Below are 24,979 nucleotides of genomic sequence, written 5' to 3'. Positions count from 1 at the left end.
ACACTAGACACTGCGTAAGCAGTGGCTCGAGCTTCTCTGCATCCGACAACACTCTGGACTGTGCCCCTTCCCCAACAGATTGGTGAAGCTCCAGTTCGCCATCGGTCTTGCCCCGCAACAGTTAGAACTTGTGCCGAATGCCAATTCTCGCCGCAGTCTGAAAACTCGTGCTGGACGGCGACCCGAGCGCTGCTTCGATTTGAGCGCCGTGTGCATGATCATGCGCGAGCGCCCCAACGAAATAAACGTCCGTGCGTTTGGAAATGAAGTAATCCGCCCCGATGGTGACCTGATTCGCGCTGCCGACCCCGTTATTGCGCTCTTGAAACTGGAACCCTGCTCCAAGCGAAAGATCTGGCCTGACAAAGTAAGTCATGCCACCGTCATAGGTCAGCGCCCGAGCTTTGGTGCCGCTGCTCAACTGGACATCGGTCACTACGCCGAATATCTGGGCTTTCCCGAGACTGTAAGTTGCACCGCCTGCGTATTCCGTCAAATTCGCGGAGTTTGTCGCGTTATGCTGCTTGAAATACGACAGCGATGCGGCGAGCCCACCTTGGCTGTAGTTCAGCAGAAAATTCATCGAGCTATTGGTGCCCAACGAGCCGGCGACATTGCCGAAACCATACATGGCGCCGGCACTGAAACCCGAAATCTTTGGCGAGAGATACTTCACCGAGTTATTGACGTTATCGCCCCACAGTCGGTTATCAAGCGTATACCCGCCAGCCGCATACGCCGGGATTCCCCACCCCAGGATGCCCGCTGCCGTGTTTCCTGCGATCGAGTACGCCGGGAAAATATCGCCGATGAAGTCGTATTGCCGCCCGAGCGTCAGCGTCCCGAAGCGCCCGTCAAGGCCCACGAAGGCTGCACGATTGAACAACAGCCCGCTCTGCGCCAAGGCCCCGTTGGAAAGTTGAAAGCCACTTTCGAGCGTGAAGATCGCCTTGAGCCCGCCCCCCAGGTCCTCTTTACCCGTCAGCCCCCACCGATCTCCCTGCGAAGACCCGGACGCAAACTGCACGAGCGCGCCATGTCCGGTGCTCGACGTCGCATTGTTCGTGTACGTAATGCCCGCATCCACCAGCCCGTACAGCGTCACTGAGGACTGCGCATGTGCCGCGCCGCACCCAACCGCGGCGCAGACAACCATGCTTCGCTTGATGACCATATTCATATCGCTTTCCTAATTTTATAGCGTAGTTTTCGTTGACGAGAATGACTGAGGAAAACGTCCCGCTGGAAATGCATCGGAATCGTTTGGTCAATGGGCAGGCGTCTCCGGGTAATCCTGCAGCTTGCCTCACTACAACGAACAGTCTCAGCACGTCCGCTTCCCACTGTGCGTCTACTCTATGAGCAGCTTTTTTTGAGGCCCATCGTTAGAAATGTCGACACGAATTCCCTGGCCTCCCCCCTCGCTCACGAAATTCGAAGGCCCCGGCGAGCGTCCCTTTTTGATCTGTAGGTATGCCGTGGATCCAGCTGAGACATGAATGCAACGAACAGGTAGAGGAAGCGAAGTTTCGTTGCCGATCAGCATTTTTTCCCTGCTATGCTTGACGTGTAATGCGAGCCTGTCTTTCAAGGCTGCCGCGCATGCTGTCTCTTGATTCTTCCTACCGATGAGGCACCCTTGAAGCCACCAGTTCACGACCTCACGCTCGACGAACTCCGACTTTTCGGGGACATCATCGGACGGCTCGAAGAGCTCGGACCGATGGTGGATGTAAGACGCGTCGTTTTGCCAGACTTGACCCGGCTGCTGCGATCCGATTTCTGCGTCTCGTACAACTGGGATGCAGAAAAAGGAACATACGTCGACCCGATCGCGGTCAATGTCGACTCCGATCATGTGCGCCGCTACACGAGCTGGTACCAGCACAATGACCCGATGACGGCGCAGCTCTGCAAGATGCGCAAAGCCACCTTGGTGGAGGAGGTCATGGACCGACCTGCACTAGAGAAAAGTGAGTTCTATAACGAGTTTCTCGCACAGGATGGTTTGCATCACGGGATCAACATGTTTGTTTTCGACGGCGAGCGCCAGCTCAGCGATCTGAGAATCTGGCGGACACAGGATCGACCTGAATTCGAGATGCGCGACAAACTCGTGCTCGATGCGCTCGAGCCGTTCCTTTGCCGCGCCATCAAACGTCGGGCAGGTAGTGCAACGGGTCTCACCGACCGTGAGAGCGAGATCGCGCAACTTGTCGCGAAGGGTTGTACCGATCAGGATATCGGCCGCCTGCTCTGCATCAGCTTGTCGACCGTGCGCACCCATTTGCGGCGGATCATGGACAAGAAGGGATTCTCCAACCGCGCGGAGCTTGCTGCTTCCGTCGCCGCGGCTAGAACGACCGCGCCGTCATGAGTGTTGAACGGCACGATCGACGATCAGGTGCACGCGACGCGACGAATCGTTTGATACGGAAGACTAAACCGCCAATACGGCTTCGAGCTGGTCGCGAGACATATCGATCGAGTCGCCCGACAGCACGATCTCTCCATGATCCAAACCGATGAAATTGTCGGCGATCGAAGTTAGAAACGTCAGATTCTGTTCGACAACCACGAACGCCGCTCCTTCTGCGGTCCGAGACCGGATAACAGACGCCATGCGCTCCAGGTTCTCCTGCTGAACCCCTTCCGACGGCTCGTCGATCAGCGTGAGAGGCGAACGCTCCGCGATGATTCTGGCGAAGGAAAGCAACTTCTTTTCACCACCGCTCAGCTTTCCAGCCGGCTGCAACAACCGCTCTTGCAGACGCGGGAAGATCCGGAACAAGTCGTCGTATGCGTCCAGGCTTCTTGTCTTGAATCCGAGTGTCAGGTTGTCTGCGACGCTCAAATTGTCAAAGACAACCCGTTCCTGCGGCGCGTAGCTCATCCCCAAACGTCGTCGCTGATGCGACGGCACTTTGCCGACTTCACCCCCGTTGACGGTTACGGCACCGGACATGGGCCGGATGACGCCCGTCAAAGCGCGCATCAGCGTCGACTTGCCCACACCATTGCGGCCGAATACACCCAGGACGTTACCCGCAGCCACCTCGCCGCTGATCCCTTTGAGCACCATCGTGTCACCATAGCCGGCGACGATCGACGAAAAGCTCAACATGGCTTCTCGCTGGCGTTCGCTCATTTTCTTCCTCCTGAGTAGACAGCCTTGACCTCTGCCGACATCTTGATCTGCGACAGAGACCCGACCGCGAGGCTTCTTCCCTGATGAAGCACCACCACGTTGCCGGCGATCTTTTCGAGCGCGCTCATGTCATGCTCGATCACGATGGCTGACGCCTCCAGTTCGCCGACGGTCGACGTGATCGCGTCCATCATGTGACGGGTTTCGTGCGCCGAGAGGCCCGCGCACGGCTCGTCGAGGAGCAAAAGACGCGGCTCGGTGATGGCCACCATCGCGAACTCCAGCATCTGGCGCATCCCTTGAGAAAGATCTCCCGCACGAACAGCCATATTCGATTCAAGAAACCCGAATTTTCCAAGCGTGCGGACGCGTTGAACCGAATTCCAATGCAGGGGCGCCGCAGTCAGCATCTCTCGAGGACGGATCCGATTCGCCCACAGGGCGATCTGAAGATTCTTGTCGACGGACAACTGGGCGAAAACCGTGGGAATCTGAAACTTGCGGCCGACTCCCAGTCGGGCGACCTGCCAGGCCTGAGAGGACGAAATCTCGGCCCCGCGAAAGTGGATTTCGCCTGAACGGACTGGCAAGCGGCCCGTCATTGCATTGAACGTCGACGTCTTCCCGGCGCCATTGGGGCCAATGAAACAATTGATGACCCCGGCTCCCACCTCGAGATCGAGCCCGTTGAGAATGTTGACGCTACCCTGGCTGACTTCCACCTTCCTGAAACTGAGCAGCGTGGATTGAAGCGGTCGAATGTCAATCGTGGCGATGTCGGGCGCATCGGCCCGTTTCTCCGGAATCGTGTTCGCGACTCGCAGACCCGCAATTCGGGCAAGCGCAGCGGCCATGCCGGCCAGGCCATCGGGAAACAGCCGCACCACACCGATGAAAATCAGCGCAACCAGCACTTCCCAATAGGTAAACAGATCACGCCAGGTCGCTGCGAGCAGTCCGATCACGACGGCACCGAGTTGCGCGCCCAACGGACTGCGCTTTCCCCCGACGGCCGCCCAGATGACAAACTGCGCTGACAACGCCACGCCGACCGCCTGAGGACCGACGAGGCCCTCATGAGGCGCATACAGCGCGCCCCCCAAACCTGCGATCGCGCCCGATAGGCCAAAAGCGGCAGCCTTCAGTTTGTGTGTCGCGAATCCAAAGAACTGGAGGCGATCTTCATTCTCTGAAGTGGCGGCCCAGAGCGTCCCGATCGGTCTGCGGTTCAACCAGGTGATCAGCGCCGTGACGACAACCGCAGCCGCGGCGATCACGTAATACAGGCTTCCATACCTGTCGGTCATCGGCAGATCGGGGATATCGGTCAACCCATTGAAGCCGCCGGTTACGCTGCTCCATTGATTGGCGACCAGAAACCCCAACATGCAAAGCGCAAGGGTAATCAACGAAAAGAACGGCCCACTGTCGATCCGGCGCGCAAAGACGATCAATCCGATTGCATAGGCCAGGGCCGCCGGTACTGCAATTGCAAGCGGAAGCATAATGATCTGCCATTCGCCACCGGCCGCGGCGGCGCAGCGCAATACAAAGGCGCTGACATACGCACCCAGCCCGAAAAACAGGCTTTGGCCCAGCGGCAAGAAGCCCGCATTCCCCCAGCACAAAGCAACGCTTTGCGTGGCCATTCCATACAGCAACAGAAGCCCGATCCTGTTTGCGCTGTAATCACCAGCCCACCGCGGCAAGCTGAGAAGAATCGCCGCCGTGACAACCTGGAGGGCCGTTTCAACGGCGCGAGACGAGGCCATTTGGGCGACTCCACAAGAAATAGATGGACAGGATCAGGACAGCGGTATAGCCCGACGTCTGATCGATGAAACTCGACACCGCGACCTGCGTCCCTCCGATGACGAACGTGCCTACCGCGAGACCGAGCAGGCTGCCCAGGCCACCGACAACGAGCACGAAAAACGAATTGAGCAGATAGTCGAGGCCCATGTATGGCTCGACCCGCACGATCGGTGCGAGAAGCACCCCCGCCAACCCGGCCAGCACCACACCCGTAATGAACGTGCCGCTGGCCAGTCGGGTCGTATTGATGCCGGCTGCCTTGGCAAGAAGCGGATTCGCGACCATGCCTCGAATCCGCGCGCCCGTCTGGCTGCGGCTGTACCATGCGGCGAGCCCCGCGAATGCCAGGCCCACCGCGAGCATCATCGCGAGCCGGAATGCCGGATACTGGGTGCCAAGGACATCCATCGATTTGCCATCCGCACCCGTCACGTCCTGGTAACCCTTTCCGAACAATGCGACCACGCCTTCGCGCAGTAGGATCGAAACGCCCCAGGTTGCGAGCAAGGTGTCGAATGGCCGCTCATACAAAGGGCGAACCAGCAGGCGCTCGACGATCCATCCGACAGCAGCGCATACGACGATCGCCAAAGGTATGGCAAGCAAGGCGGGTAACCCGAGACGCTGCACGACGACCACCGAATACGCGCCCAGCATGATGAACTCGCCATGTGCCATGTTCAACACGCCCAGCAGCCCGAACACGATTGCCAGACCTATCGTCGTGAGCGCGAGGGCCGCGCATGCGTATCCGAGATTGAGAAGATGGGAAAGCAGCATGACTTCAACCCGCACCCGCTCCGCTCGCACAGGTTTCGGCCGAGCTCAGTTGTGAGAACGTCTTGACGACGTCGTATCGGACGCCTGATGCCTTCGCGAGGAAGATGTCGGCCGTCACATTGCGCGACTTCATCGTGACCGCGCCGCGCGGGCCTGTGTAACTTGCGCCATCGGAAGTCTTCGTCAGATCGCCGATCGACGCGGAATTCGCCTTCCTGGCCATGGCGTCATACATCAGGATGCCCTCGTACGTCGACTCGCCGATGCTGCTCAAAACCGCCGAAGCACCGAACTGCTTGTGATAGCGCTCCAGAAACTGCCCGGACGTGGCGGTCGGCGTCGAGAAAAAGCCGGAGGCCGAGTAGAGGTTCCTGGAGTTGGACGCACCGATGCCGATCAATGTGTTTTCTTCGACCATCGTGCCGAAGCGGATCATCTTGTCGCTGAGACCGAAGCTCGCAAAACTTCGGTTGAACGTGACGGCCGACCCGCCCACCAGCGTGATGAAGACCGCATCCGCCTTGCTGTCCCGGATTTTGCCGAGTACCGCGTCGAAGTTGTCGACGTCGAATGGAACGTACTCTTCGCCGACCACGGCCGCGCCGGAACCCTGAATCGCCTTTTTCGCCACTTCGTTCGACTTGCGCGGCCAGATGTAGTCGTTGCCGATCAGGAACCAGCGCTTGACCTGGTGTTTGGCGGTCAGCCACGGAATGACCGGCGCCAGTTGCTGCGCAGGCGTCTCGCCAACGAAGAACGTGCCCTTCGCGCAATCGCCGCCCTCGTACATCGGGGTATAGAAGTAAGGCACCTGGCCTCGGAACAGACTTTCCAGCGCCGTCCGGACAGCGCTATCGTGCGATCCGACAAAGACCTCCGCCTTGTCGCGCTTCCAGAGGCGGAGCGCCGTCTGCGCCGACTCGGAAGGTGCGGCGCCGGCGTCGCCCACCAGCAACTCGAGGGGGCGCCCCAAAACGCCCCCGCGCGCATTGATCTCGTCGATTGCCAACGCCGCACAGTTTTTGCAGGCTTGACCGAAAAATGCGGCCGGCCCGCTCATCGGCGCCATCAGCGCCAGCTTCAGCGGCTGGTTTGCCGCGCGTACCGATGCCGGAACGAGCCCCCCGACGCCCACCGCGGCACTTGCAGCACCGAGCGCAATACTTTTCAGGATATTTCGACGATTCATTTGCTTGCCTTTCTCGTTAAGCCGTTGCCGGATGAATCAATCGTGTGCGTCGAGACGCGGGAACGTCGCGGCACACAGCACGCGCTCCATTTCCTTGCCGATCTGCAGGATTCGCTGATCCGAATACGGAGCACCGTCCAGCGCCAGTCCAACCGGGAGCCCATCCTGGGTCAGACCTGCGGGAATGGTGATGCCGGGTACCCCGGCATTGCTGCCTGGTTCGGTATTTCGCGTGTACGCGGCAAAGACATCGAGCGCTTCAGACCCGACCGCCACGGTTTCAGAGCCGATGTTGCAAGCCGGAATCAGGACGGTGGGAAATAGCAGCGCGTCGGCCTCCATTTCGCGAAGACACGCCACGTAAGACGTGCGCGACCGCTCTCGCGCGAGAAGCGCTTCGGTATATTCGGCCGCGGAAATCGCACCGGCCCCCAGGATGTCGCTGACGATGCGGACTACATCCGGGCTTTTGATCCGGGCAACGATCTCCGGGAACGTCACAGCCACGCCACCTGTTTCCAGATAGCGGCCCACGGCACCGCCAAACTCGAAAAACGGGATGGTTGCGCTCTTCTGCGCACGGAAAAACGGATAACGTCGCAGGTCTACGTCAACCAGTTCGAAGCCTGCATCCTCGAGCTTCTGCAGCGCATGTTCGAGTACCGGCCGCGCATCGGGTGACAGCCCCTCCCACAACGTCGAGTACGGGACTGCCAGGCGAAAGTCACGTGCACCGTCGACAACGGGAGGCGCTGAACCACTTCCGGACAGGATCTCGTCCAGCAACATCATGTCGGAGACGGTTCGGGCAATCGGACCGACCGTGTCGCGCGTGGGCGATATCGGTACGACTCCCTCTGACGGATAGCGTCCATGCGTGGGACGAAAGCCGACCAGTCCACACAGCGCCGCCGGTATTCGCACCGATCCGCCCGTGTCGGTGCCGAGCGCCGCCGGCACCGCACCACTCGCCACCAGCACGGCAGACCCGCCGCTGCTTCCGCCAGGAATTCTGGACGGGTCATACGGATTGCGGGCCGGGCCGAAAAATCCGTTGTCGTTGGTGCAGCCGAAAGCGAGTTCGTGCATGTTGGCTTTGCCCGCGACCAACGCACCCGCTTCGATCACGCGCGCCACGACCGGCGCGTTCGCTCGAGGTACGGCGTTGCGCAGCGCTGCCGTTCCAGCGGCTGTCGGCATGCCCACGCAGTCGATGTTGTCCTTGATTGCCAATGGAATGCCTGCAAGTGACATCCGGCCTGTTCGGGCTGCGGGAGATTCATCATGCGCCCGCGCCGATTGCAACAATTTCTCCGGGTCGACATACACGAACCCGTTCAGCGACTCGGTTTCAGCCTGTCGATCCATCAGCGCCTGAACGTATTCCAGGCAGGATATCTCGCGTCGATCGATCGCACCTTTGGCGTCGACGACTGAAAGCTGCGGGAGGGTTGGCATCTACGTCTCGCTTACATTTCGGTCTTCGTAGATTGCGCGCCTGCTTTTTTGCAGCGTATCGTCAGAAATGACGACGACACGCTCAACCGTGGCAGCGTCACCTCACCGCGCCCGATGCAGCCCCGCGACCGACGTCGGCGGCCTTGATCGCGCGAGTCCCCGCAAAGGTCTGAAATCCGCCTGCTCTTTGCCGAACGTTCAGACCGCGTCGATGTTCGAGACGGAATGCTTCGACGTCGCGGCCGGCACCGTTTCATCGAGAAACATCCCCACGAAAGCGCTCACCAACGACACCCCACCGACGATCAGCATCGGATAGCCAAGACCGAACGTGTCGGCGAGCCCGCCAGCCACCACCGGCATCAGGACTCCACCGATGAGTTCACTGACAGCGGTAGGAACGCCTACGGCGGAGCCAGTCAGCGTGGACGGTACGGATTCGCATGGAATCACGGCAAGAAAGAGCGGTGCGATGCCGAAGCCGCAAATCCCGGCAGCAAAGAGATTCGCGAACATGACGATCGGAGAAGCGTGACAAAGAACGAAAGCCAACATCAGGATGCCGTAGCAAGTCGCAGAGACGACGAGCACGATCCGCCGCCCGAGCCGATCAGAGATCGCCGGAACGGCGATCATCCCGATAAACCCGCCGAAACCCCATCCGGAGATGATCAGGCCGACCGTGCCGAGGCTGAGGCCCGCCACTTTGGTCAGATAGAGCGCGACGAACGTCGAGAACACGAACAGGCCCGTCTGGAAAAGCGATCCGATGACCGTGGTCAGCCAGATGTTCTTGTATCGCAGCACGGTCAAGGGGCCGCCCGATGCCGATCGGACCTGCTTGTCGCGATTTGCCTCCGACTTCCGCATGGTCCTGCCGATCAGGAACGTCAGCAAAAGCCCCGGGATACCGAGAACGAAGAACACCCACTCCCAGCGCATATGCATCGCGAGCTGGGTAGCGATGATCGGTCCAAGACCGATACCAAGAAGGGGGAAAAACGACTGGTGAATGCCAAGATTCAAGCCGCGCCGACGCGGCGTCGATATCTCGTCGATGGTCGCAACGCTGGCGCTGAAGACGCCCCCCTCTCCCACGCCGAGGAGGCCGCGCACAAGCAGCATGCTGTGGAACGACTTGGCGACACCGGTAAAGGATGTCATCACCGAGAAGAAGATTGAAGAACCGAGCAGAATCTTGCGACGCCCATGGCGGTCGGACAGACTCCCGAGCACCCATGTCGAAACTGCCCAAGTCAATGCGAGAACCGAGGCGATGGCGCCTGCCTGCGTGTTGTTCAGTTTGAGCTCCGGCAGCAGCACCGGAAACAGGTACACGATGACCAGACGATCGAGACCGACGATTCCGAACAGCACCGCAAGAAAGATGACCATCTTCCATTCGTAGTCTCGATTTTCTTTGTAGTTCATATCGACATCCTAAATATATGGTCGAGACCGGATTGCTGTTATTTCGAAAAAACCGTCCGGTTTCAATCGATATCAAGCAAACACGGTAGCGACATGAAAACCTCTGACCCGGCTCGCCATGGCATGACATGGCGAACTCGATGGTCCCGTTACTGATCTACGCCACTTCCCGCAAGCTCGGACAAGCAGCCGTTGTCTGATGACGTTTGAGCATCGGCGCGCGTCTCCACCGGCGTTCTGTCGAGAGTCTCGGCGAAAGGGGGGCGCGGCCGCCGATCGATCAGCAATCGCAGAACGTCCGGCCGCGAGTAATGCCCCGCGGGATCGAAAACGCACTTCGAAAGCGATTGCAGGCCGAGATCGATGTTGGCGTAGAGCAAGCCTTCTGCGGTTTCGTCGATCTTTTCGAACAATTCCGCCCCGTCAGGCCCGTATCCAACGCTATGGCCACCGCCTGGCCGCAACAGCTGACGTTTGTCCGCGGTGTCACACAGACTCTCGACCATCTCTTCGGTGACGACTGTCGAAGGCGCAAGGACAAAGCACCCTCCTTCGACGGCGTAGGTTCGCGAAACCGCGTTGTTCACCTGGTGGCTCAATGCGCTCGCAAATTCATAGAGGGAAAAGCTCGGCCAGGCGGCAACGTGGACCTGTTCGCCTTGCGCATACATGGCGGCTTTGGTCAAAGGTTGCACGTGCTCGGCACAACAAAGCGCGCCGAGCTTTCCCAGCGGACTGTCGACCACGGTCAAGCCACTGCCCTCCCCGTCACCGAAAACCGTCCGTTCGAGGTGTGTGGGCTTGAGTTTCTGTCGTTGCAGGAGTGTTTCCCCGTCGGGGCCGATAATCCATTGGGAGATATACAACGAGTGGCCCTTGCGCTCCGAGAGTCCCATCACCACCGTGATACGGTTTTTTCTCGCCGCGTCCCTCAGTGCGTCGGCTTCCGGACTGTCGTAGCTCAGTGAGTTGTCGAAGTAGCGCTGGACATAGCCTTTGCTCATATACCAGGCCGGGGTACCGAGCCAGACATAGAACGGATAGCCCGGCAGCCAGACTTCGGGGAATGCGATCAGGTCGGCGCCGGCCTGCGCGGCCTGTTCAATCAAGCGGATGGACTTTTCGATTCCGGCCTGAAGATCGAGGAACGCCGGGGCGGCCTGCACCACAGCCGCTTTATATTGGGGATGGTTGAGAGCCAAGATATTCCTCCACGACTCGCGGGCGGGACGCCCGCAACGTTGTAGATGAAGTGTCCCGGGCCAATATGGCGGACGCTTGACTCTGACAGAACAGGATTTTCACTTTTGCTGCCAGCAGGTGGGATCGCTGTCGCAGCCAACTCAGGACGCTTCAGAAAGCGTCGCAATGCTTCGCACGGTAGTCGCGGGCGGACATTCCGAAGTGACGTCGAAACGTACGGCTGAAATGCGATGCATTATTGAAACCCCATGCCATCGCAATATCGGTAATCGAGCGGTTTGCGTAGGCGCGCTGCTGAAGCCACTCGCCGCATCCATTGAGTCTGGTCGTACAGATGATCTCGCCTATCGACTCTCCGGCCTCGGCGAACAGTCGGTAAAGGTAACGGCTGGAAACCCCAAGCTCATCGGCGATCTGTTCGGGTCCCAGTTCCGGTTCGTGGATACGATCCTTGATGAACGCACGCGCCCGGAGCAGATGCATCTCCTTCACGTTGGATTTCGGCAGGGGAACCGTGTTGAAATGATCGGCCAGCGCCAGGGCGACCAGATTTGCGGTCACATCGGCAAGCTTCCCGCAGCCGGCCACGGCGACTTCGTCTGACGAAAGCGCTCTGTGCACGGATGCGATATGGTCGGCCGCGACGCGGCGGATCCCCGTCGCCGCGGGAATCCTCACTGCCGTATGCTGCCGGCCACACGGCACCAATTTCTCCAGCGCCCTGCGCGGAAAGCGGATCGTGTAATGCTCCCCGGAAAAATGCCACGCGAAATTGCGCGACGAGTCGAACAGCACCATGTCGGTAGGGTCGACGAACGCGGTGCGGGCATCCTGCTCGATTGCACCTCGCCCCTCGATCTGTATCGACACGAGCAGGTAGTCGTCCGCCGTGCGCCGCACTTCCTCCCAGTCATGCGCCGCAACGTGATCGACCGCCGAGATCCGTGACACGCACACTCCGTCGGTGTTCACGCTGGAGATCTCGCCACGAAATCCCTGATCGGACTCGGTCCTGAAAACCATGGGGACGCAGCTGGCCCGAACCTGATCCGCCCATGCCACAAGCCGGTCGTCGCGATGGTATTGATCCGTAGTAATCACTTGATTCATGGCACAAGATTCCGACTACAAATACGCGGGATAGCGATCCCGAACAATTGCGCATCCAGAATCCCGCGTCAATGCGCAGTAACCTATGACGGTCGCTTCGAAATGTAGCTGCGATCGAGCTCCCCGACCGAGCGGCAACCGATGAGGGCGAGCGTCCGGTCTGTTTCCCGTTTGATCATCTCGATGACGTCGCTCACGCCGATTTCCCCTCTGGCTGCCAACCCGTATAACGTGGCGCGCCCGAGCATCACGGCATGTGCCCCCAAGGCGATCGTCTTGACGACGTCAGCCCCTGTCCGTATCCCACTGTCGAGAATGACAGTCGTTCCCGAGGTGCGCTCGACAATATCCGGCAGCACATCGGCTGTCGCGGGCAGGTCGGCGAGCTGCCGGCCGCCGTGGTTCGAAACGATCACGCCGTCCGCGCCGAGCTCGACGCACCGCGCGGCATCGTCGGCCGTCACGATGCCCTTGACGAGGAGTTTGCCAGGCCATTCGTCCCGCAAACGGCGCAGGTCGTCCCAACTGAAGCTCGCATCCATCTGTCTGCGAAGAATCGCTGCCTGGGAGGCCGTGTCCGATGCCTCGTCCGTAGCGAAATTTCTCAACTCCGGCATGCCGTGCATCAGATAGGACCAAAGCCAACGCGGGTGCGACAGTCCATCGACGGCCGCGCGCGCACTTGCCTTGAACGGCATGGCAAAGCCGTTGCGAAGATCGCGTTGGCGAAAACCGTTGACCGCTACATCGGTGGTGAGGATCAAGGTCGAATAGCGAGCCGCGCGGGCACGATTGACCAGGCTCTTCGCGAGGTTGCGATGAACCACATACAGTTGAAACCACAGTTCTCCGTCGGCTCCTTTTGCCACCTCTTCGATGGACATGTTGGAAGCCGTCGATAGCGCAAAGGGAATACCGGCCTTGGCCGCCGCACGCGCAAGTGCGAGGTCGCCCTTGGGCCAGAATGCGCTATTGAGACCCGTTGGTGCGATCACCAGCGGCGATGGAATCCGCCGGCCTAAAAGTTCCACCGACTGCTCTCGTATGCTGACATCCGACAGCCGGCGCGGCAACAACTGCAATTTATCGAACGCCGAACGGTTGTGCCTCAGTCCCGATTCATCGTCCGCCGCGCCTTCCAGATAGTCGAACACCATTCGTGGCAGCCGCCGTCTGGCTTCGTCACGATAGTCGCTGACGGAGAAAATGCCGGGAAATCCTTTTGTCATGATTGACGTACTGTCGGAGTAGATCGTGATGCGAAGAACACGAGGCGCGCTGGAGTCCGGATTCGCGCGCCTCTGTCAAGCTGGAGCCTGAGGTCAGGCGCGATTGACGGGCGGAACATGACGACGCACGATCATCAGGCAGATAAAGACCATCGACATCGCCCCACCAAGCATGCCCAGGTACGCGGACGCTCCCCCCTGCGTGATCACGAATGCCCCGGCGAACGCGCTGAGTATCGCTCCGAGCCGCCCGAATGCAAGCGCGGATGCGGTCCCGGTCGCGCGTATCTCGGTTGGGTAGACGTAGGCGCAAAGGGCATACATCGTCGACTGAACTGCGTTCACGAAGAGGCCGTGCAAACCAATTCCGAACACAAGCAACGTCGTGTGGGCAGAGACGTCGATGCCGCGCAGGAAAAGCGCGCTCGCGGATGCCATCAGACAGCACACGAGCAAAGGCCAGCGTGACCCGAACCGGCCGATTGCCACTGCGCAGCCCAGTGCGCCGATGACGCCCCCCAGGTTGTAGGCAGTAAGACCCGAACCTGCCACCGAAGGGCTGAGCCCCTCGCCTGCAAGCATCGTCGGCAGCCAGCTGAATGCGCTGTAGACCGCGATCAGGTTCATGAAGAAAGCGATCCAGATTGCAATCGTGTCACGGCCTTGATCGTCCGCGAACAGAGCACGAAAGCCCGGACGCTGTACCGCTTTCTGTTCCTTCTGATCGGCGAACACGGCGTCCGGCTGAATCGAGCGGGACATGCGGGTCAGCAGGTGACGCAGTTCGTTCCAGCGTTCGTCATGGCGGACAAGATACCGGGGCGATTCCGGCATGGCGAGATACAGCAGGAACGCCAGTGCCAAGGGAAGCGTGCCGCCGATGAGAAAGAGCCCACGCCAGCCATAGTGAGGAAGCACGACGCTCGCGAACAGTCCCGCAAGCATGCCCCCCAGCGGTACGCACACGATGGTTGCGGTGACTGCGAGCGTCCGCCGGCGAGCCGGCGTAAATTCCGCCGTCATGGTCGTCGCGCTTGGCAGCGCACCACCGATACCCAGTCCCGCGAAGAAGCGCAGGATTGCAATGGCCATGACGTCCGGCGATAGCGCAATCGAACTCGTCGCCAGGCCAAATACCAGCACGCTTCCAATGATGGCCCAGCGCCGACCGAACCTGTCCGCGAAAAGCCCGGCGAACGCGCTACCGATACCCATGCCTACGAGGCCGGCAGCAACGGCGGGCGCAAATGCATTGCGCGTAATGCCCCATTCCTTGATCAAGCTGGGAATCGCGAACCCGATGAGTTGCCCATCGAAGCCATCCATCACGATCGCGAACGCGGCGAGAAAGACGACCATTCGCTGAAACGGCGAGAACGGTCCGTCATCAAGGGTGCGGCCTATGTCTACGATCGGCAGACCGGGATTACGATCGTTCATTTCGCCCCCCCGACCAGAGCAGTGAAGCCTGAATCGCCGGCCTGGGTAATCCGTTTTCCGACGTGATGGCCCGACTCCAACTGGGTGCGATCGAGCGACCACTCAAAATTGACAATAGGCATTGCAGTCTCCTTAAGCCGATCGCTCGTCGTTACAGGAGCGAAGGCTACTCACCGGTACGGGGTTGTTGTTTTGTTCGCGCCCACGATCCAGCGGCCCGTCTCGTCCGTCGCGAACAAGACGCGCCCCGACCGTGGCAACCATCAGAACGGATAGTGACGAGGCGTCGTTTGCACGGTGATCCAGCGCAAATCGGTAAATTCCGCGATTCCCGCCTTGCCGCCGAAGTGCCCGAAACCACTGGACTTCATCCCGCCAAACGGCATTTGCGCCTCGTCGTGAACCGTCGGCCCATTGACGTGGCAAAGCCCGGACTCGATACGCTTCGCTACCATCAACGCACGCGCGACGTCACGGCTGAAGACTGCCGCCGACAGACCATATTCGTTGTCGTTCGCGCATGCGATGGCCGCTTCGTCTCCCTCGACGCGGACGATCGCCTTGACCGGCCCGAACGACTCCTCCCGGTAGATACGCATGTCGGCCGTGACGTGATCGAGCAGCGTGGCCGGCATGAGCGTGGTCTCGGATTTTCCTCCGCAGACCAACGTCGCACCTTTCGCCAGCGCGTCGTCGATCAGGTCGTTGCACTTCCTGACGGTCGCCATGTCTACAACGGAGCCGAGCACGGCCGGGCCCTTTCTCGGATCGCCAAGCGGCAGGCTCTTCGCCTTTTCGGCCAAGCGCGCGACGAATTCGTCGGCGATGTTCGTGTCGACGACGATGCGTTCGGTGGACATGCAGATCTGACCGGAATTTGCGAACGCCCCGAATGCCGTGCCTTGAACCGCAGCGTCGATATCGGCATCGTGAAGAACAAGAAACGGAGCCTTTCCGCCGAGCTCAAGTACCGAGGGCTTCAGATACTTCGCGCACTGGGTGGCGATGATGCGGCCGACGCGGGTCGAGCCCGTGAAGTTCACCCGTCTGACCGCGGGCTCGGCAATGAGCGCTTCGACAATGGCGCCGGCATTCGCCGGCGCATTCGTGATGAAGTTCACGACGCCGCGCGGCAGCCCGGCGTCCTGCAACGCCTCGATGATGAGGCCGTGGGTCGCGGGGCAAATTTCCGAACCCTTGAGCACGACGGTATTGCCGCAAGCCAGCGGCAACGCGATGGCACGCACGCCGAGGATGACGGGCGCGTTCCACGGTGCGATCCCGAGCACGACGCCGGCGGCCTGCCGAACCCCGAGCGCGAGATTGCCGGGCACGTCCGACGGAATCACTTCGCCCGAAATCTGCGTGATCATCGCAGCAGCTTCGCGCAATCCGTCGGCCGCAAGCTTGACGTTGAAATCGGCCCACAGGCGGGACGCGCCCGTTTCGGTCGCCATTGCCAGCGCGAAAGCGTCGCGCTTTTCTTCGAGCGCATCTGCGGCTCGATTCAGCAATGCGCGTCGCTCGCCGGGCCCCATCGCCGACCAAGCGGGAAAAGCGGCGGCGGCAGCGTGCACCGCGGCCCGTGCATCGGCGACGGTCGCGGCGGGTGCGGTCGATGCAACCGTGCCATCGAGCGGATTGCGGCGCTCGACTGTCGCCCCATCGCGAGCCATCGTGCGCTCGCCGTTGATCAACATCGATACCTGATTCATAGCCGTCTCCTGGAATATGTTTGAAAAGCCAGCCTGTCGAACCACCGACTCGCGGTCAGGCCACGACAATTTCTACAAGGCGCGTTTTGCCCGAAGACAAAGCGTCTTCCAGCGCGGACTTCAGCGACGGCGCGTCGCTCACTCGCACCCCTTCGCAACCCATGCTGTTGGCCAGAGAAACGAAATCCAGCCCCGCGAGGTCGGTGCCCTGTACCGGATCCGACGCTGAGAAGCCAAAGACGGGCGCAAATTCCTGCAAGGCGGCGTAGCGGGCGTTATTCAGGATGACAAAGGTGATCGGGAGATCGAGTTGGACCGCGCTATAGATCGCTTGGGGCGAATACATCGTCGAGCCGTCACCGATGAGGCCGATCACGCGGCTGCCGGGTTTGCCCAACGCCACGCCCACCGCGGCGGGCATGCCGTAGCCCAGACCGCCGCTTGCCATCGTGTAAAACGTCTGACTGCGCGTGAACGGCAGATAACGCTGCATGACGGGCCGCGAACTTGGCGCCTCCTCGACCACGATATCCGCTGGGTCGCGCACCTCGGAGAGCGTCTGCAACGCATACGCGACCGACATGACCGCCGTGGGCTCGGCTCGCTCGACGACCTCGCGAGGCGCCGGCAACGGCCGGCCGCGCGGCGCCGGACGGGCGAGCAGGTCCGCCAGCCCCAGGCGAACGTTCGCCACCACCGACGTGCCGACCGGGGTCCACGCCGCGGTAGCCGGATCGTCGATCAATTGGTACAACGCCGCGCCATCAGGCACATGCGGCCCACTGCCTTCGACGTGATACGCAAAAGCCGGCGCCCCGATGACGAAGATCAGGTCATGCCCATCCAGAATCCGAACGATTTTTTCGCGCATCGCCGGAAGGAATCCGGCGAAAAGTCGGTGATCTTCAGGGAAGCTGCAGCGTGACGACATCGGCGCGACATAAACCCGCGCGTTGTGGCGCTCGGCGAGTTGGATGGCCTCGCTCCAGGCGTCGGAACGATCGAGTTCCGCGCCGACGACGATGGCCGGCCGTTTGCAGTTGTCCAGCGCGTCACCGATCTCCGCGATCGATGCCGGATCGGGGCGGAACCGGGTGCTGACCCGTGTCGCCTCGACGAGGTCGGCCGGCTGATCCCAGTCGTCGACCGGAATGGAAACGAACACCGGGCCACGCGGCTCCTGCATCGCCACGTGGTAAGCACGGGCGAGCGCAAGCGGAACATCCGCGGCACGAGCCGGTTCGATGCTCCACTTCACATAGGGCCGCGGCAACTCGGTTGCTTGCGATGCCGACAGAAACGGATCGAACGGCAGAATTGAACGGGCCTGCTGGCCGGCAGTAATGATCAGCGGCGTGCGGTTCCTGAAAGCCGTGAATATGTTGCCCATCGCGTTGCCGACACCGGCCGCCGAATGCAGATTGACCAGAGCGGCATTGCCGGTCGCCTGGGCATATCCATCCGCCATACCGACGACGACGGCTTCCTGCAATCCCAGCACGTACCGGAAGTCCTCCGGGAAGTCGCGGAACATGGGCAGCTCGGTCGAGCCGGGATTGGCAAACACCGACGTCATTCCGAGGCGCCGCATCAAGTCCACGACGGCATCGCGAACGGTCGGCTGCCCACTTGTGTTTCGTTGCATCTCGAGTCCTCTGCGGTTAGCCACTCAGGCTGGCGGTGATTGGATGAGCCGCAGTATGGGATTCGATGAATTGTTTGAAAATTGCCAAAATTGCTCAAAGTCATTACTTTCTGGCATGGGTCCATCGGGCTGCCGGATGCGTCCATTCCGCCCGGAAGCCTTGCGGGTCAAGGCCGTACGCCGTCATCGCCGGCTCTGCGGCGGCCGCGGTGAGCGGCCATGGCGATCCCGTTCAGGGAAGACACCTAGTACCGGACAACTCGGGACCTTGTTCGATTCCTTTAGCCCCTTTCAACGGCCGAGCGGCCGTCGCGGCTGAAACAAGCGGCAGCGTGACGCTGATCGACGCGGCCATGACAACTGCGCCGGCGCACGCTCGCGTGTCCCGCGCCGGCTTCACCCGGGCGGGCCGCCTACGCGTCGGTCCAGGCGCCGGTGCCCTGCCGATACTGGATCACGCCGCTGTTGAACCGCACCTGCAGGTTGCCGTCCGGCAACTGCACCCAGGTCGTCATGTCGAGGCCCTGCATCAGCCCTGCGAAGAAATCCCGCCAGCGAAACGGCATTGTCGTTCGCCGCGCTGTTCGGCCGCCTCGACATGCTGCCGGTGCTCGTCGGCCGTGGCGCGAACCCGGATCACGTCGATGCGCTCGGCCGCACCGCACTGCAGAACGCCATCCTGCAAGGCAACGACGCCGCGGTTGCGGCGCTCGAAAAGGTGGGCGCGACGCCGAATGCCGATGTGACGTTGCGAGCGAGGCCGTGACCGCTCGAGCTTGCCGTCGAGGTTGACTGCCTGTCGATCGTCATGCGGCACAAGGTCACGAAGGCACACGTTCCGGCCTTAACACCGGAGCCGGCTTGCCGGCGCGTCGGTCATGCCGCTGATGTCGCGCCTCGCGCCCTTCCCGCCGGCCCTCACGCGCGCTGGCACAGCCATCCGGAAGCCGCCATCGTCTCGACATTGCTCACGTTCGTCATGCTGATTTCGAACAGATCGCGGCCGGGCATCACCGGTATCTGCACGGTCATCCCGCAGCGGTCGTCGGCCAGCGGCTTCAACAACTGGTAGTTGAAGTGGGCGCCGCCGCTGGTGCTGTAAGCGAACAGGACATAGCCCGGCAACGCGTCGAGGCTGCCGAGCGACACCCGCAGCTTGCCGCCCGAGAACACCGACTGCGCCGATTCGTTGATCACGCTCCACGACGTGTTCACACGTGCCTGCCAGGCGGCGTCGAGCCGCGGCAGCGCCGGCAGTTGCTGCGCATACGGCGTGACGCGGAACACATAGCCCGAGCCGTCGACCACACGCTTGGTCAGATACCGATTGCTCACCGCGTTGCCCGCGTCGTCCGTGCCCGGCAGGATATCGAACCGGTACGACACGGTATCGCCGTCGCTCCACCACCAGCCGTCGCTGCGATACACGTACGGCGTGCTGTTCGAGCCGGCGTCCGTCCACGCCGTGCCGTTCCATTGCGTCAACGCCAGGCTGCCGTCCGCGTTCACGGCGACCTGCATCGGCGCCGATTCGTTGCCGTAGACGCCGCCGACGGCGGAAACGTCCGGCGACGCAGCCGCCGGCGGTGCAGCGACATTCACCTTCGCGGGGGCCCCGGCGATGCTGCCGTCCTCCTGCAACGCCTGCAGCAGGATCGCGGGCGCGATGCCGGCCGCGTCATAGCCGGTGCTGCCGGTGATCATCAGCGCCATTTGCGCCGCCGGCAGCACGTAGAAATGGCTTGAAAAGAACTGCGTGCCGCCGCTCTTGTACGCCCCGGCGGCGCCGGCCGCGCGCAGGACCGGATCGTCGACGTCGTCCCAGCCGAGACCATAGGCATACGAGTAACCGAGGCGGGTCGACTTGATCTGCCACCGGTCGGTCTGGTCCGTCAGCATGTCGGCGATTCCGGCCGCCGACGCGATGTGCCGCCCCTGGAACACGCCGTTGCCGATGAACAGTTGCGCGAGGTTCATCATGTCGAGCGGCGTCGTCGACAGGCCGCCGGTGGCGTACGGATTCGCGAATTCCTGCCCGTACTGGATGCCGTTCGCGTACGCCAGCGCGAACTGGCCGCTCGCCGGCACGCTGGTCAGGAAGCCGGAATTCGTCATGTTCAGCGGCGCGAGAATGTCGCGCTGAACGAAATCGGCGAAGCTCAGCCCGGTGACTGCCGCGACCACCAGCTCGAAGATCGTGAAACCGTCGTTGCAGTACACCGCGAACTGGCCCGGCGGATGATTCAGGTGTTCGTTGGCGAGCACCTTTTGCGCGGTCGCCGCATAGCCCGGAATCGGCGCATACGAGAACATGTCGTCGACGTTCTGGCCGGGCAGCCCGGACGAATGCGACAGCAGATGACGCGACGTGATCTGCGCATACTGCGGCGACAGCATGGTGAACGACGGCACGTACCGGACGATCGGCGCGTCGAGGTCGATCAGCCCGCGATCCTGCAGGATCACGCCGGCCAGCGCCGCGATCACTTTGGATACCGAACCGATGTTGTAGCGCGTCGTCGGCGTGGCGGCGACCGCCGGGTTGATCGACGCATTCCCGAACGCCTGCGCCCACACGACCTGATTGCCCTTGAGCAACGCGACCGAGATGCCCGCGAGGTTCCGCGGATGGGCATCGAGCCCGGCCTGGATCGTTTGCCGCCCCGCCGCGATGGTTGCGTCGTAGGTCGACCGCTGAATCGTATCCGCGCCGCCGCAACCGGGCAGCATCGCAGACAACAACCCCGCGCCCGCGTATTCGAGGAATTGCCGGCGGCCGGCGCTGGATGGCGCCGCATCGTGGCGCCGGTCGTGTGGATCGCGTGTGTGAGCCATATCGCCTTCTCAGGAAACCTGCTGTGCGGCACGCCGCGCATCGCGCGTCGTCAGGGAACTGCCGTCGGGACTCCAGCCGGGCGGCCGGATCAGATACTGGATCGCGGTGTGCAGGCTGTCGGCTTTCGCGAGGTCGCGCGCGATATTGCGCCACTCGTAGAACGCGATCCTGAACGGATTGTCGGTGCCGATGCTCGACGTCAGCCCGTAGTGCGGCGTGAATCGCTCGGGCGTGTACGAGCGGAACAGCCGATCCCAGATCATCGTGGTGCCGGCATAGTTGGTATCGAGATAGTCGAAATCGCTGCCGTGATGGACGCGATGCTGCGACGGCGTGTTCAGCAGCGCCTCGAACCAGCGCGGCATCTTGCCGATCGCTTCGGTGTGGATCCAGAACTGGTAGATCAGGCTCACCGACTGCATGAACAGGATCATCTTCGGATGGAACCCGACCCACGGCATCCACGCCCAGAACAGGAACGATCCGGTGATCGTGCCCGTCCACGTCTGGCGCAGCGATACCGACAGGTTGTATTGTTCCGACGAATGGTGGACCGAATGCGACGCCCAGAACCAGCGCACCTCGTGACTCAGGCGGTGGAACCAGTAGTAGCTGAAATCGTCCGCGAAGAAGCACAGCACCCACGCCCACCAGACGTTCGTCGGGATCGTGAAGATCCGGTGCGCGTACACCCAGCTCAGTACCGCCAGCACCAGCCCGCCGGTCAGCACGCTGGCGACGAATGCGCCGGCCGCGAGCGCGAGGTTCGCCAGCGTGTCGCGGGTCCGGTACAGCGACCGGCCGAGCACCGCCGCGAGTGCGATTTCCACGGCGATCAGCACCGCGAAGGCCGGGAACGCGGCCACCATGATATTGGGCAGATTGTCCATCACCGTTGCGCTCCAGGCAGGCGGGGGGCGAGGCCGCGCCATGACCGTTCAAGGATTCGACCGCGAGAGGCCGGTCGGCTCATGCGCAAGGCGAGCGCGATTCAGGGTGCAGGCACGGCACCCTGTCGCGTTGCTTTCAGAAAGGACGACGCCTGGAACAGGATCGGCCGCACTGCGACCGATCCTGTTCCGCGGCATCAGGCCGTGCCGGCGCCGTGCCGATTCGATCGGACGTGCGGCCTGAACCGTGGGTTGGTCTCCCCGGCTGTCCTGCCTTCTTCGCTACCCCGCGCGACTGTTTTTTACGATTGCCAGCAGGTGCGAAGGTACTGCACCCGTTTCGTTTGGGAAATACCGCAGATGCAGTAGTGCCGTCGCCGCTGCGCCGGCCGCGCCGGCTGCCGTCGCGAACGCGTCGCATTCGCGTGCGGGTGCCGAGCAGGCGCGGTGCGATGACATCGCTGCGTCGTCACGCCGTCACGCCGTCACGCCGGCGCGTCGATCAAGGTCTGCATTTCCTGCGGGTCGAGCGGCTTGTGCATCACGCTGAAGCCGCTCGACGAAGCGGCATGGATGCCCTCGGGCGACGTATCGCCGGTAATGATGATGGCCGGAATCTCGCGTCCGATGACGCGGAACACCCGGTGGACGACATCGGCGCCGGTCACGTGCCCCGCCAGCCTGAAGTCCGTCACGATCATGTCCAGTTCGGCGCGCCGCGGCACGGCAAGCTCGATCGCACGCTCCAGCGATGGCGCAGCGATCACGGTATGCCCCCAGGTCTGAAGCAGCGTCTGCATGCCGGCCAGCACGTCGCGATCGTCGTCGACGACGAGGATGGTCTTGCGCGCCTGCCCGCGCCCGGGGTCCGCACGCTCGCCCGACGGGTGCGCGCCGGTGGCGTGCGACGGGGCATGGTCGGCCATGGCCAACCGCACCGAGAACAGCGAGCCGCGGCCCGCGGTCGAACGCACCTGCACGCTCGCATCGATCAGCGCCGCCGTGCGCTGCACGATGGCGAGCCCGAGGCCCAGCCCCTGCTCGCGGTCCCGCGCCGCGTTGCCGATCTGGTAGAACTCCCGAAAGATGTGCGGCAGTTGATCGCCCGCGATGCCGATGCCGGTATCGAAGACCTGGATCTCGACGTCGGTGCCGCGACGCCGGCAGGCCAGCAGGATGCCGCCGCGCCGCGTATAGCGCACGGCATTCGACAACAGGTTCGACAGGATCGTGTGCAGCAGCACCGCATCGGTTTCCAGCCAGATCGCGGTCGGCCGGATCCTGAGCGTCACCCCCTTGGCCTGCGCGGCCTGGCGAAACTGGCTGTCCAGCGCGTCGAGCGCCTGCTGCAGCGCGAAGCGGCGCGGCTCGACATCGATCACGCCCGCGTCGAGCCGGGAAATGTCCAGCAACACGTTCAGCAATTGCGACATGCCTTTCAACGCGGTGCGGAGCCGTTCGGCGATGTCGTCGAGAGCGGTTCCGTCGACGCTCGGCGCGCGCGCCATCGCCCGCAGCGTCGCGATGTAGAGGCCGAGCGCATGCGTCGGCTGACGCAGGTCGTGGCTGGCGGCGGCCAGGAATTGCGATTTGCTTCGATTGGCGAGTTCGGCGCGCTCCTTCTCCTGCGTCAGTTGCCGGATCAGGTCGACGTTCTCGAAGCGCAGCGACACGGCATCGCGCACGGTACGCTGCAGCGTCCGGCTGAAGGCGAGATTGACCGCGAGCAGGAACAGCGACAGGAAGCCCAGCACCGAAAACAGCGCGCTGCCGTACGCGAACGAGCGGATCGCGAACGGCAGCACCGTCGGCAACGCATAAGCCACGTAGGTCGGCCACCACGACGAGAGCGACGCCACCGAGCCGCCGGTCATGCCGGCCAGCACGATGCAGATCAGCGCGGTCACGATCGTGTTGTTCGGCGAAAAGAACAGCACGCCCATGGCGCCCCACAGGCAGCCGGACACGCCCGCGAACACCATGTATTTCCGCGCGCGGCGCGTGGCCGTCCCGGCAGGATGTTCGCCTGCGCGGCGATCCCGCCAGACCATGACGGTACGGATCGCGGTCAGCACGCAGATCGCCGCGGCCCACGCGAGCAGCGCATGCCGCGACACCTCGTTCCACAACAGAAAGGTGGTCAGGCTGACGACGGCGATGTTGCCGAACAGGATCGGCGGAGACTGTCGGTACAGCGTATTGACCAGTTCCAGCTGCACGTCGGCACGGTATTCTTGCGCTATCCTGTTTGCCATTTCAAAATCGCGTATCGGATCCGGCGTTGAACGGAGCGGGCGTCGATCTCGCCCGCCGCGTGACACGTCGCAACGGGGTTGCATCGTATTGTCGCAAAGGAACGAGCTTCCGGGTGCCCCGGGAGAAGGCGAAAGAAAAATGAAAAAAATCGTGCTTGCCGAAGATCACGCCATCATTCGCGACGGGCTGAAGTTGCTGCTGAAGACGCGAGCGAACTGGACCGTCGTGGGGGAGACCGGCGACGGCCGGATGGTCGGTCGGCTGGTGTGCGATACGCAGGCCGATTTGCTGCTGCTCGATCTCGATCTACCCGGCTTCCCCGGCATCGAACTGGCGAAGCAAATCAAGGCGCAATCGCCGCAGACCAGGATCCTGGTCGTCACGGGCAATCAGAACCCGGCCACGGTCCGGGCGGCCGTGGCGATCGGCGTCGACGGCTACATGCTCAAGCACGAAGACGGCGACGAGCTGCTGCGTGCCGTCGCGCTGGTGCTGTCGGGTATCCGCTATGTCAGCGACTCGCTCGCCCATGTCCTCGAGCACACCGCCGCCGCGGCCGTGCCACCGGTGACGGCCCGGGAGAAGGAAATCCTCGTGCTGATCGCCAACGGGCACTCGAGCAAGGACATCGCCATCAGGCTGAATCTCAGCGTGCTCACGGTACGCAAGCATCGACAGAACCTGATGTCGAAACTGGCGCTGCACAACGTCGCCGAAGTGATCGCGTATGCGCTGCGCGACGGCCTGACCGTGCTGCCGCGGTCCGACGATGTCGGCGCGGAGGCAATCCTGCGCTGACGCGCGGGCCGGCGACGACGACGCATGCATGCGCGT

The 24,979-nt window shown here is 62.2% G+C and carries 20 protein-coding genes and 1 pseudogene; 3 read left to right on the top strand and 18 right to left on the bottom strand.

The window, feature by feature from the left end; all coding sequences use genetic code 11:
- Window positions 1–121: 121 nt before the first annotated feature.
- Entirely contained in the window at window positions 122–1,180 is a 1,059-nt protein-coding gene (locus DIE12_RS00455) for a porin (protein WP_260426175.1), read from the bottom strand.
- A gap of 459 nt (window positions 1,181–1,639) precedes the next feature.
- Between DIE12_RS00455 and DIE12_RS00450 the strand changes: the two genes are divergently transcribed.
- Complete coding sequence (locus tag DIE12_RS00450) at window positions 1,640–2,377, top strand: helix-turn-helix transcriptional regulator (protein WP_260426176.1); 738 nt, start codon at window positions 1,640–1,642, stop codon at window positions 2,375–2,377.
- 63 nt (window positions 2,378–2,440) lie between these two features.
- Here the strand turns inward: DIE12_RS00450 and DIE12_RS00445 are convergent, their stop codons facing one another.
- The 14 genes from DIE12_RS00445 to DIE12_RS37900 all read right to left on the bottom strand — a co-directional run bounded on the left by DIE12_RS00445 (window position 2,441) and on the right by DIE12_RS37900 (window position 18,729).
- The gene (locus DIE12_RS00445; protein WP_260426177.1) at window positions 2,441–3,148 is read right to left on the bottom strand and encodes an ABC transporter ATP-binding protein; all 708 of its coding nucleotides are present in this window, start codon (window positions 3,146–3,148) and stop codon (window positions 2,441–2,443) included.
- Entirely contained in the window at window positions 3,145–4,920 is a 1,776-nt protein-coding gene (locus DIE12_RS00440) for an ABC transporter permease subunit (protein WP_124519420.1), read from the bottom strand. The genes DIE12_RS00445 and DIE12_RS00440 overlap by 4 nt, the downstream gene beginning before the upstream one ends.
- Window positions 4,898–5,743: a branched-chain amino acid ABC transporter permease gene (locus tag DIE12_RS00435; protein ID WP_124519419.1), complete on the bottom strand. Its 846-nt coding sequence runs from the start codon at window positions 5,741–5,743 to the stop codon at window positions 4,898–4,900. The genes DIE12_RS00440 and DIE12_RS00435 overlap by 23 nt, the downstream gene beginning before the upstream one ends.
- A gap of 4 nt (window positions 5,744–5,747) precedes the next feature.
- Entirely contained in the window at window positions 5,748–6,932 is a 1,185-nt protein-coding gene (locus DIE12_RS00430) for a substrate-binding domain-containing protein (protein ID WP_124484768.1), read from the bottom strand.
- Between the two features lie 36 nt (window positions 6,933–6,968).
- A complete protein-coding gene (gene iaaH, locus DIE12_RS00425) occupies window positions 6,969–8,390 on the bottom strand; it encodes an indoleacetamide hydrolase (RefSeq protein ID WP_124519418.1) in 1,422 nt (473 codons plus the stop codon).
- Window positions 8,391–8,588: 198 nt separating this feature from the next.
- Window positions 8,589–9,821 carry an MFS transporter gene (locus tag DIE12_RS00420; protein ID WP_221621947.1) on the bottom strand — a complete coding sequence of 411 codons (1,233 nt, stop codon included), beginning with the start codon at window positions 9,819–9,821 and terminating at the stop codon, window positions 8,589–8,591.
- A gap of 149 nt (window positions 9,822–9,970) precedes the next feature.
- Window positions 9,971–11,023 (bottom strand): carbon-nitrogen hydrolase family protein, encoded by a 1,053-nt coding sequence (locus DIE12_RS00415; RefSeq protein WP_124484766.1) that lies wholly within the window; start codon window positions 11,021–11,023, stop codon window positions 9,971–9,973.
- A gap of 151 nt (window positions 11,024–11,174) precedes the next feature.
- Window positions 11,175–12,134, bottom strand: coding sequence for a helix-turn-helix domain-containing protein (locus DIE12_RS00410; RefSeq protein ID WP_124519417.1), 960 nt, complete (start codon window positions 12,132–12,134; stop codon window positions 11,175–11,177).
- An 83-nt stretch (window positions 12,135–12,217) separates the two neighbouring features.
- Complete coding sequence (locus tag DIE12_RS00405; protein WP_124519416.1) at window positions 12,218–13,363, bottom strand: alpha-hydroxy-acid oxidizing protein; 1,146 nt, start codon at window positions 13,361–13,363, stop codon at window positions 12,218–12,220.
- 93 nt (window positions 13,364–13,456) lie between these two features.
- Entirely contained in the window at window positions 13,457–14,803 is a 1,347-nt protein-coding gene (locus DIE12_RS00400) for an MFS transporter (RefSeq protein WP_124519415.1), read from the bottom strand.
- Window positions 14,800–14,925: a hypothetical protein gene (locus DIE12_RS38445; protein WP_260426178.1), complete on the bottom strand. Its 126-nt coding sequence runs from the start codon at window positions 14,923–14,925 to the stop codon at window positions 14,800–14,802. The genes DIE12_RS00400 and DIE12_RS38445 overlap by 4 nt, the downstream gene beginning before the upstream one ends.
- A gap of 141 nt (window positions 14,926–15,066) precedes the next feature.
- Window positions 15,067–16,518, bottom strand: coding sequence for an aldehyde dehydrogenase (locus tag DIE12_RS00395; RefSeq protein ID WP_124519414.1), 1,452 nt, complete (start codon window positions 16,516–16,518; stop codon window positions 15,067–15,069).
- A 55-nt stretch (window positions 16,519–16,573) separates the two neighbouring features.
- The gene (gene mdlC / locus DIE12_RS00390; protein WP_124519413.1) at window positions 16,574–18,163 is read right to left on the bottom strand and encodes a benzoylformate decarboxylase; all 1,590 of its coding nucleotides are present in this window, start codon (window positions 18,161–18,163) and stop codon (window positions 16,574–16,576) included.
- Window positions 18,164–18,576: 413 nt separating this feature from the next.
- The gene (locus DIE12_RS37900; RefSeq protein ID WP_185500365.1) at window positions 18,577–18,729 is read right to left on the bottom strand and encodes a hypothetical protein; all 153 of its coding nucleotides are present in this window, start codon (window positions 18,727–18,729) and stop codon (window positions 18,577–18,579) included.
- Here DIE12_RS37900 and DIE12_RS00385 point away from each other — a divergent pair.
- A pseudogene (locus DIE12_RS00385) lies at window positions 18,708–18,929 on the top strand (ankyrin repeat domain-containing protein); the annotation flags it as partial. The gene DIE12_RS37900 and the pseudogene DIE12_RS00385 overlap by 22 nt on opposite strands.
- Before the next feature lie 152 nt (window positions 18,930–19,081).
- Here DIE12_RS00385 and DIE12_RS00380 read toward each other — a convergent pair.
- The 3 genes from DIE12_RS00380 to DIE12_RS00370 form a co-directional block, all read right to left on the bottom strand.
- On the bottom strand, window positions 19,082–20,998 hold the full coding sequence (locus tag DIE12_RS00380; protein WP_124519412.1) for a serine hydrolase: 1,917 nt from the start codon (window positions 20,996–20,998) through the stop codon (window positions 19,082–19,084).
- Between the two features lie 9 nt (window positions 20,999–21,007).
- On the bottom strand, window positions 21,008–21,889 hold the full coding sequence (locus DIE12_RS00375) for a sterol desaturase family protein (RefSeq protein WP_124519411.1): 882 nt from the start codon (window positions 21,887–21,889) through the stop codon (window positions 21,008–21,010).
- A gap of 485 nt (window positions 21,890–22,374) precedes the next feature.
- Window positions 22,375–24,144 carry a hybrid sensor histidine kinase/response regulator gene (locus DIE12_RS00370; RefSeq protein ID WP_124519410.1) on the bottom strand — a complete coding sequence of 590 codons (1,770 nt, stop codon included), beginning with the start codon at window positions 24,142–24,144 and terminating at the stop codon, window positions 22,375–22,377.
- A 139-nt stretch (window positions 24,145–24,283) separates the two neighbouring features.
- Between DIE12_RS00370 and DIE12_RS00365 the strand changes: the two genes are divergently transcribed.
- Window positions 24,284–24,943, top strand: a complete 660-nt coding sequence (locus tag DIE12_RS00365) for a response regulator transcription factor (RefSeq protein WP_124519409.1) — start codon at window positions 24,284–24,286, stop codon at window positions 24,941–24,943.
- Window positions 24,944–24,979 lie beyond the last annotated feature (36 nt).

It is taken from the genome of Burkholderia sp. Bp9015, from assembly GCF_003853505.1.
In the GTDB taxonomy this organism is placed as follows: Bacteria; Pseudomonadota; Gammaproteobacteria; order Burkholderiales; family Burkholderiaceae; genus Burkholderia.
The sequence above is the reverse complement of the archived record's forward strand: the minus strand, read 5'-3'. Positions and strand labels throughout refer to the sequence as shown.

Coding starts and splice junctions, on each gene's coding strand:
- DIE12_RS00405 (WP_124519416.1), bottom strand. CDS start 13,363: ATGACAAAAGGATTTCCCGGCATTTTCTCCGTCAGCGACTATCGTGAC.
- DIE12_RS38445 (WP_260426178.1), bottom strand. CDS start 14,925: ATGCCTATTGTCAATTTTGAGTGGTCGCTCGATCGCACCCAGTTGGAG.
- DIE12_RS00430 (WP_124484768.1), bottom strand. CDS start 6,932: ATGAATCGTCGAAATATCCTGAAAAGTATTGCGCTCGGTGCTGCAAGT.
- DIE12_RS00410 (WP_124519417.1), bottom strand. CDS start 12,134: ATGAATCAAGTGATTACTACGGATCAATACCATCGCGACGACCGGCTT.
- iaaH (WP_124519418.1), bottom strand. CDS start 8,390: ATGCCAACCCTCCCGCAGCTTTCAGTCGTCGACGCCAAAGGTGCGATC.
- DIE12_RS00440 (WP_124519420.1), bottom strand. CDS start 4,920: ATGGCCTCGTCTCGCGCCGTTGAAACGGCCCTCCAGGTTGTCACGGCG.
- DIE12_RS00395 (WP_124519414.1), bottom strand. CDS start 16,518: ATGAATCAGGTATCGATGTTGATCAACGGCGAGCGCACGATGGCTCGC.
- DIE12_RS00380 (WP_124519412.1), bottom strand. CDS start 20,998: ATGGCTCACACACGCGATCCACACGACCGGCGCCACGATGCGGCGCCA.
- DIE12_RS00420 (WP_221621947.1), bottom strand. CDS start 9,821: ATGAACTACAAAGAAAATCGAGACTACGAATGGAAGATGGTCATCTTT.
- mdlC (WP_124519413.1), bottom strand. CDS start 18,163: ATGCAACGAAACACAAGTGGGCAGCCGACCGTTCGCGATGCCGTCGTG.
- DIE12_RS00455 (WP_260426175.1), bottom strand. CDS start 1,180: ATGAATATGGTCATCAAGCGAAGCATGGTTGTCTGCGCCGCGGTTGGG.
- DIE12_RS00365 (WP_124519409.1), top strand. CDS start 24,284: ATGAAAAAAATCGTGCTTGCCGAAGATCACGCCATCATTCGCGACGGG.
- DIE12_RS00400 (WP_124519415.1), bottom strand. CDS start 14,803: ATGAACGATCGTAATCCCGGTCTGCCGATCGTAGACATAGGCCGCACC.
- DIE12_RS37900 (WP_185500365.1), bottom strand. CDS start 18,729: ATGCCGTTTCGCTGGCGGGATTTCTTCGCAGGGCTGATGCAGGGCCTC.
- DIE12_RS00445 (WP_260426177.1), bottom strand. CDS start 3,148: ATGAGCGAACGCCAGCGAGAAGCCATGTTGAGCTTTTCGTCGATCGTC.
- DIE12_RS00435 (WP_124519419.1), bottom strand. CDS start 5,743: ATGCTGCTTTCCCATCTTCTCAATCTCGGATACGCATGCGCGGCCCTC.
- DIE12_RS00375 (WP_124519411.1), bottom strand. CDS start 21,889: ATGGACAATCTGCCCAATATCATGGTGGCCGCGTTCCCGGCCTTCGCG.
- DIE12_RS00370 (WP_124519410.1), bottom strand. CDS start 24,144: ATGGCAAACAGGATAGCGCAAGAATACCGTGCCGACGTGCAGCTGGAA.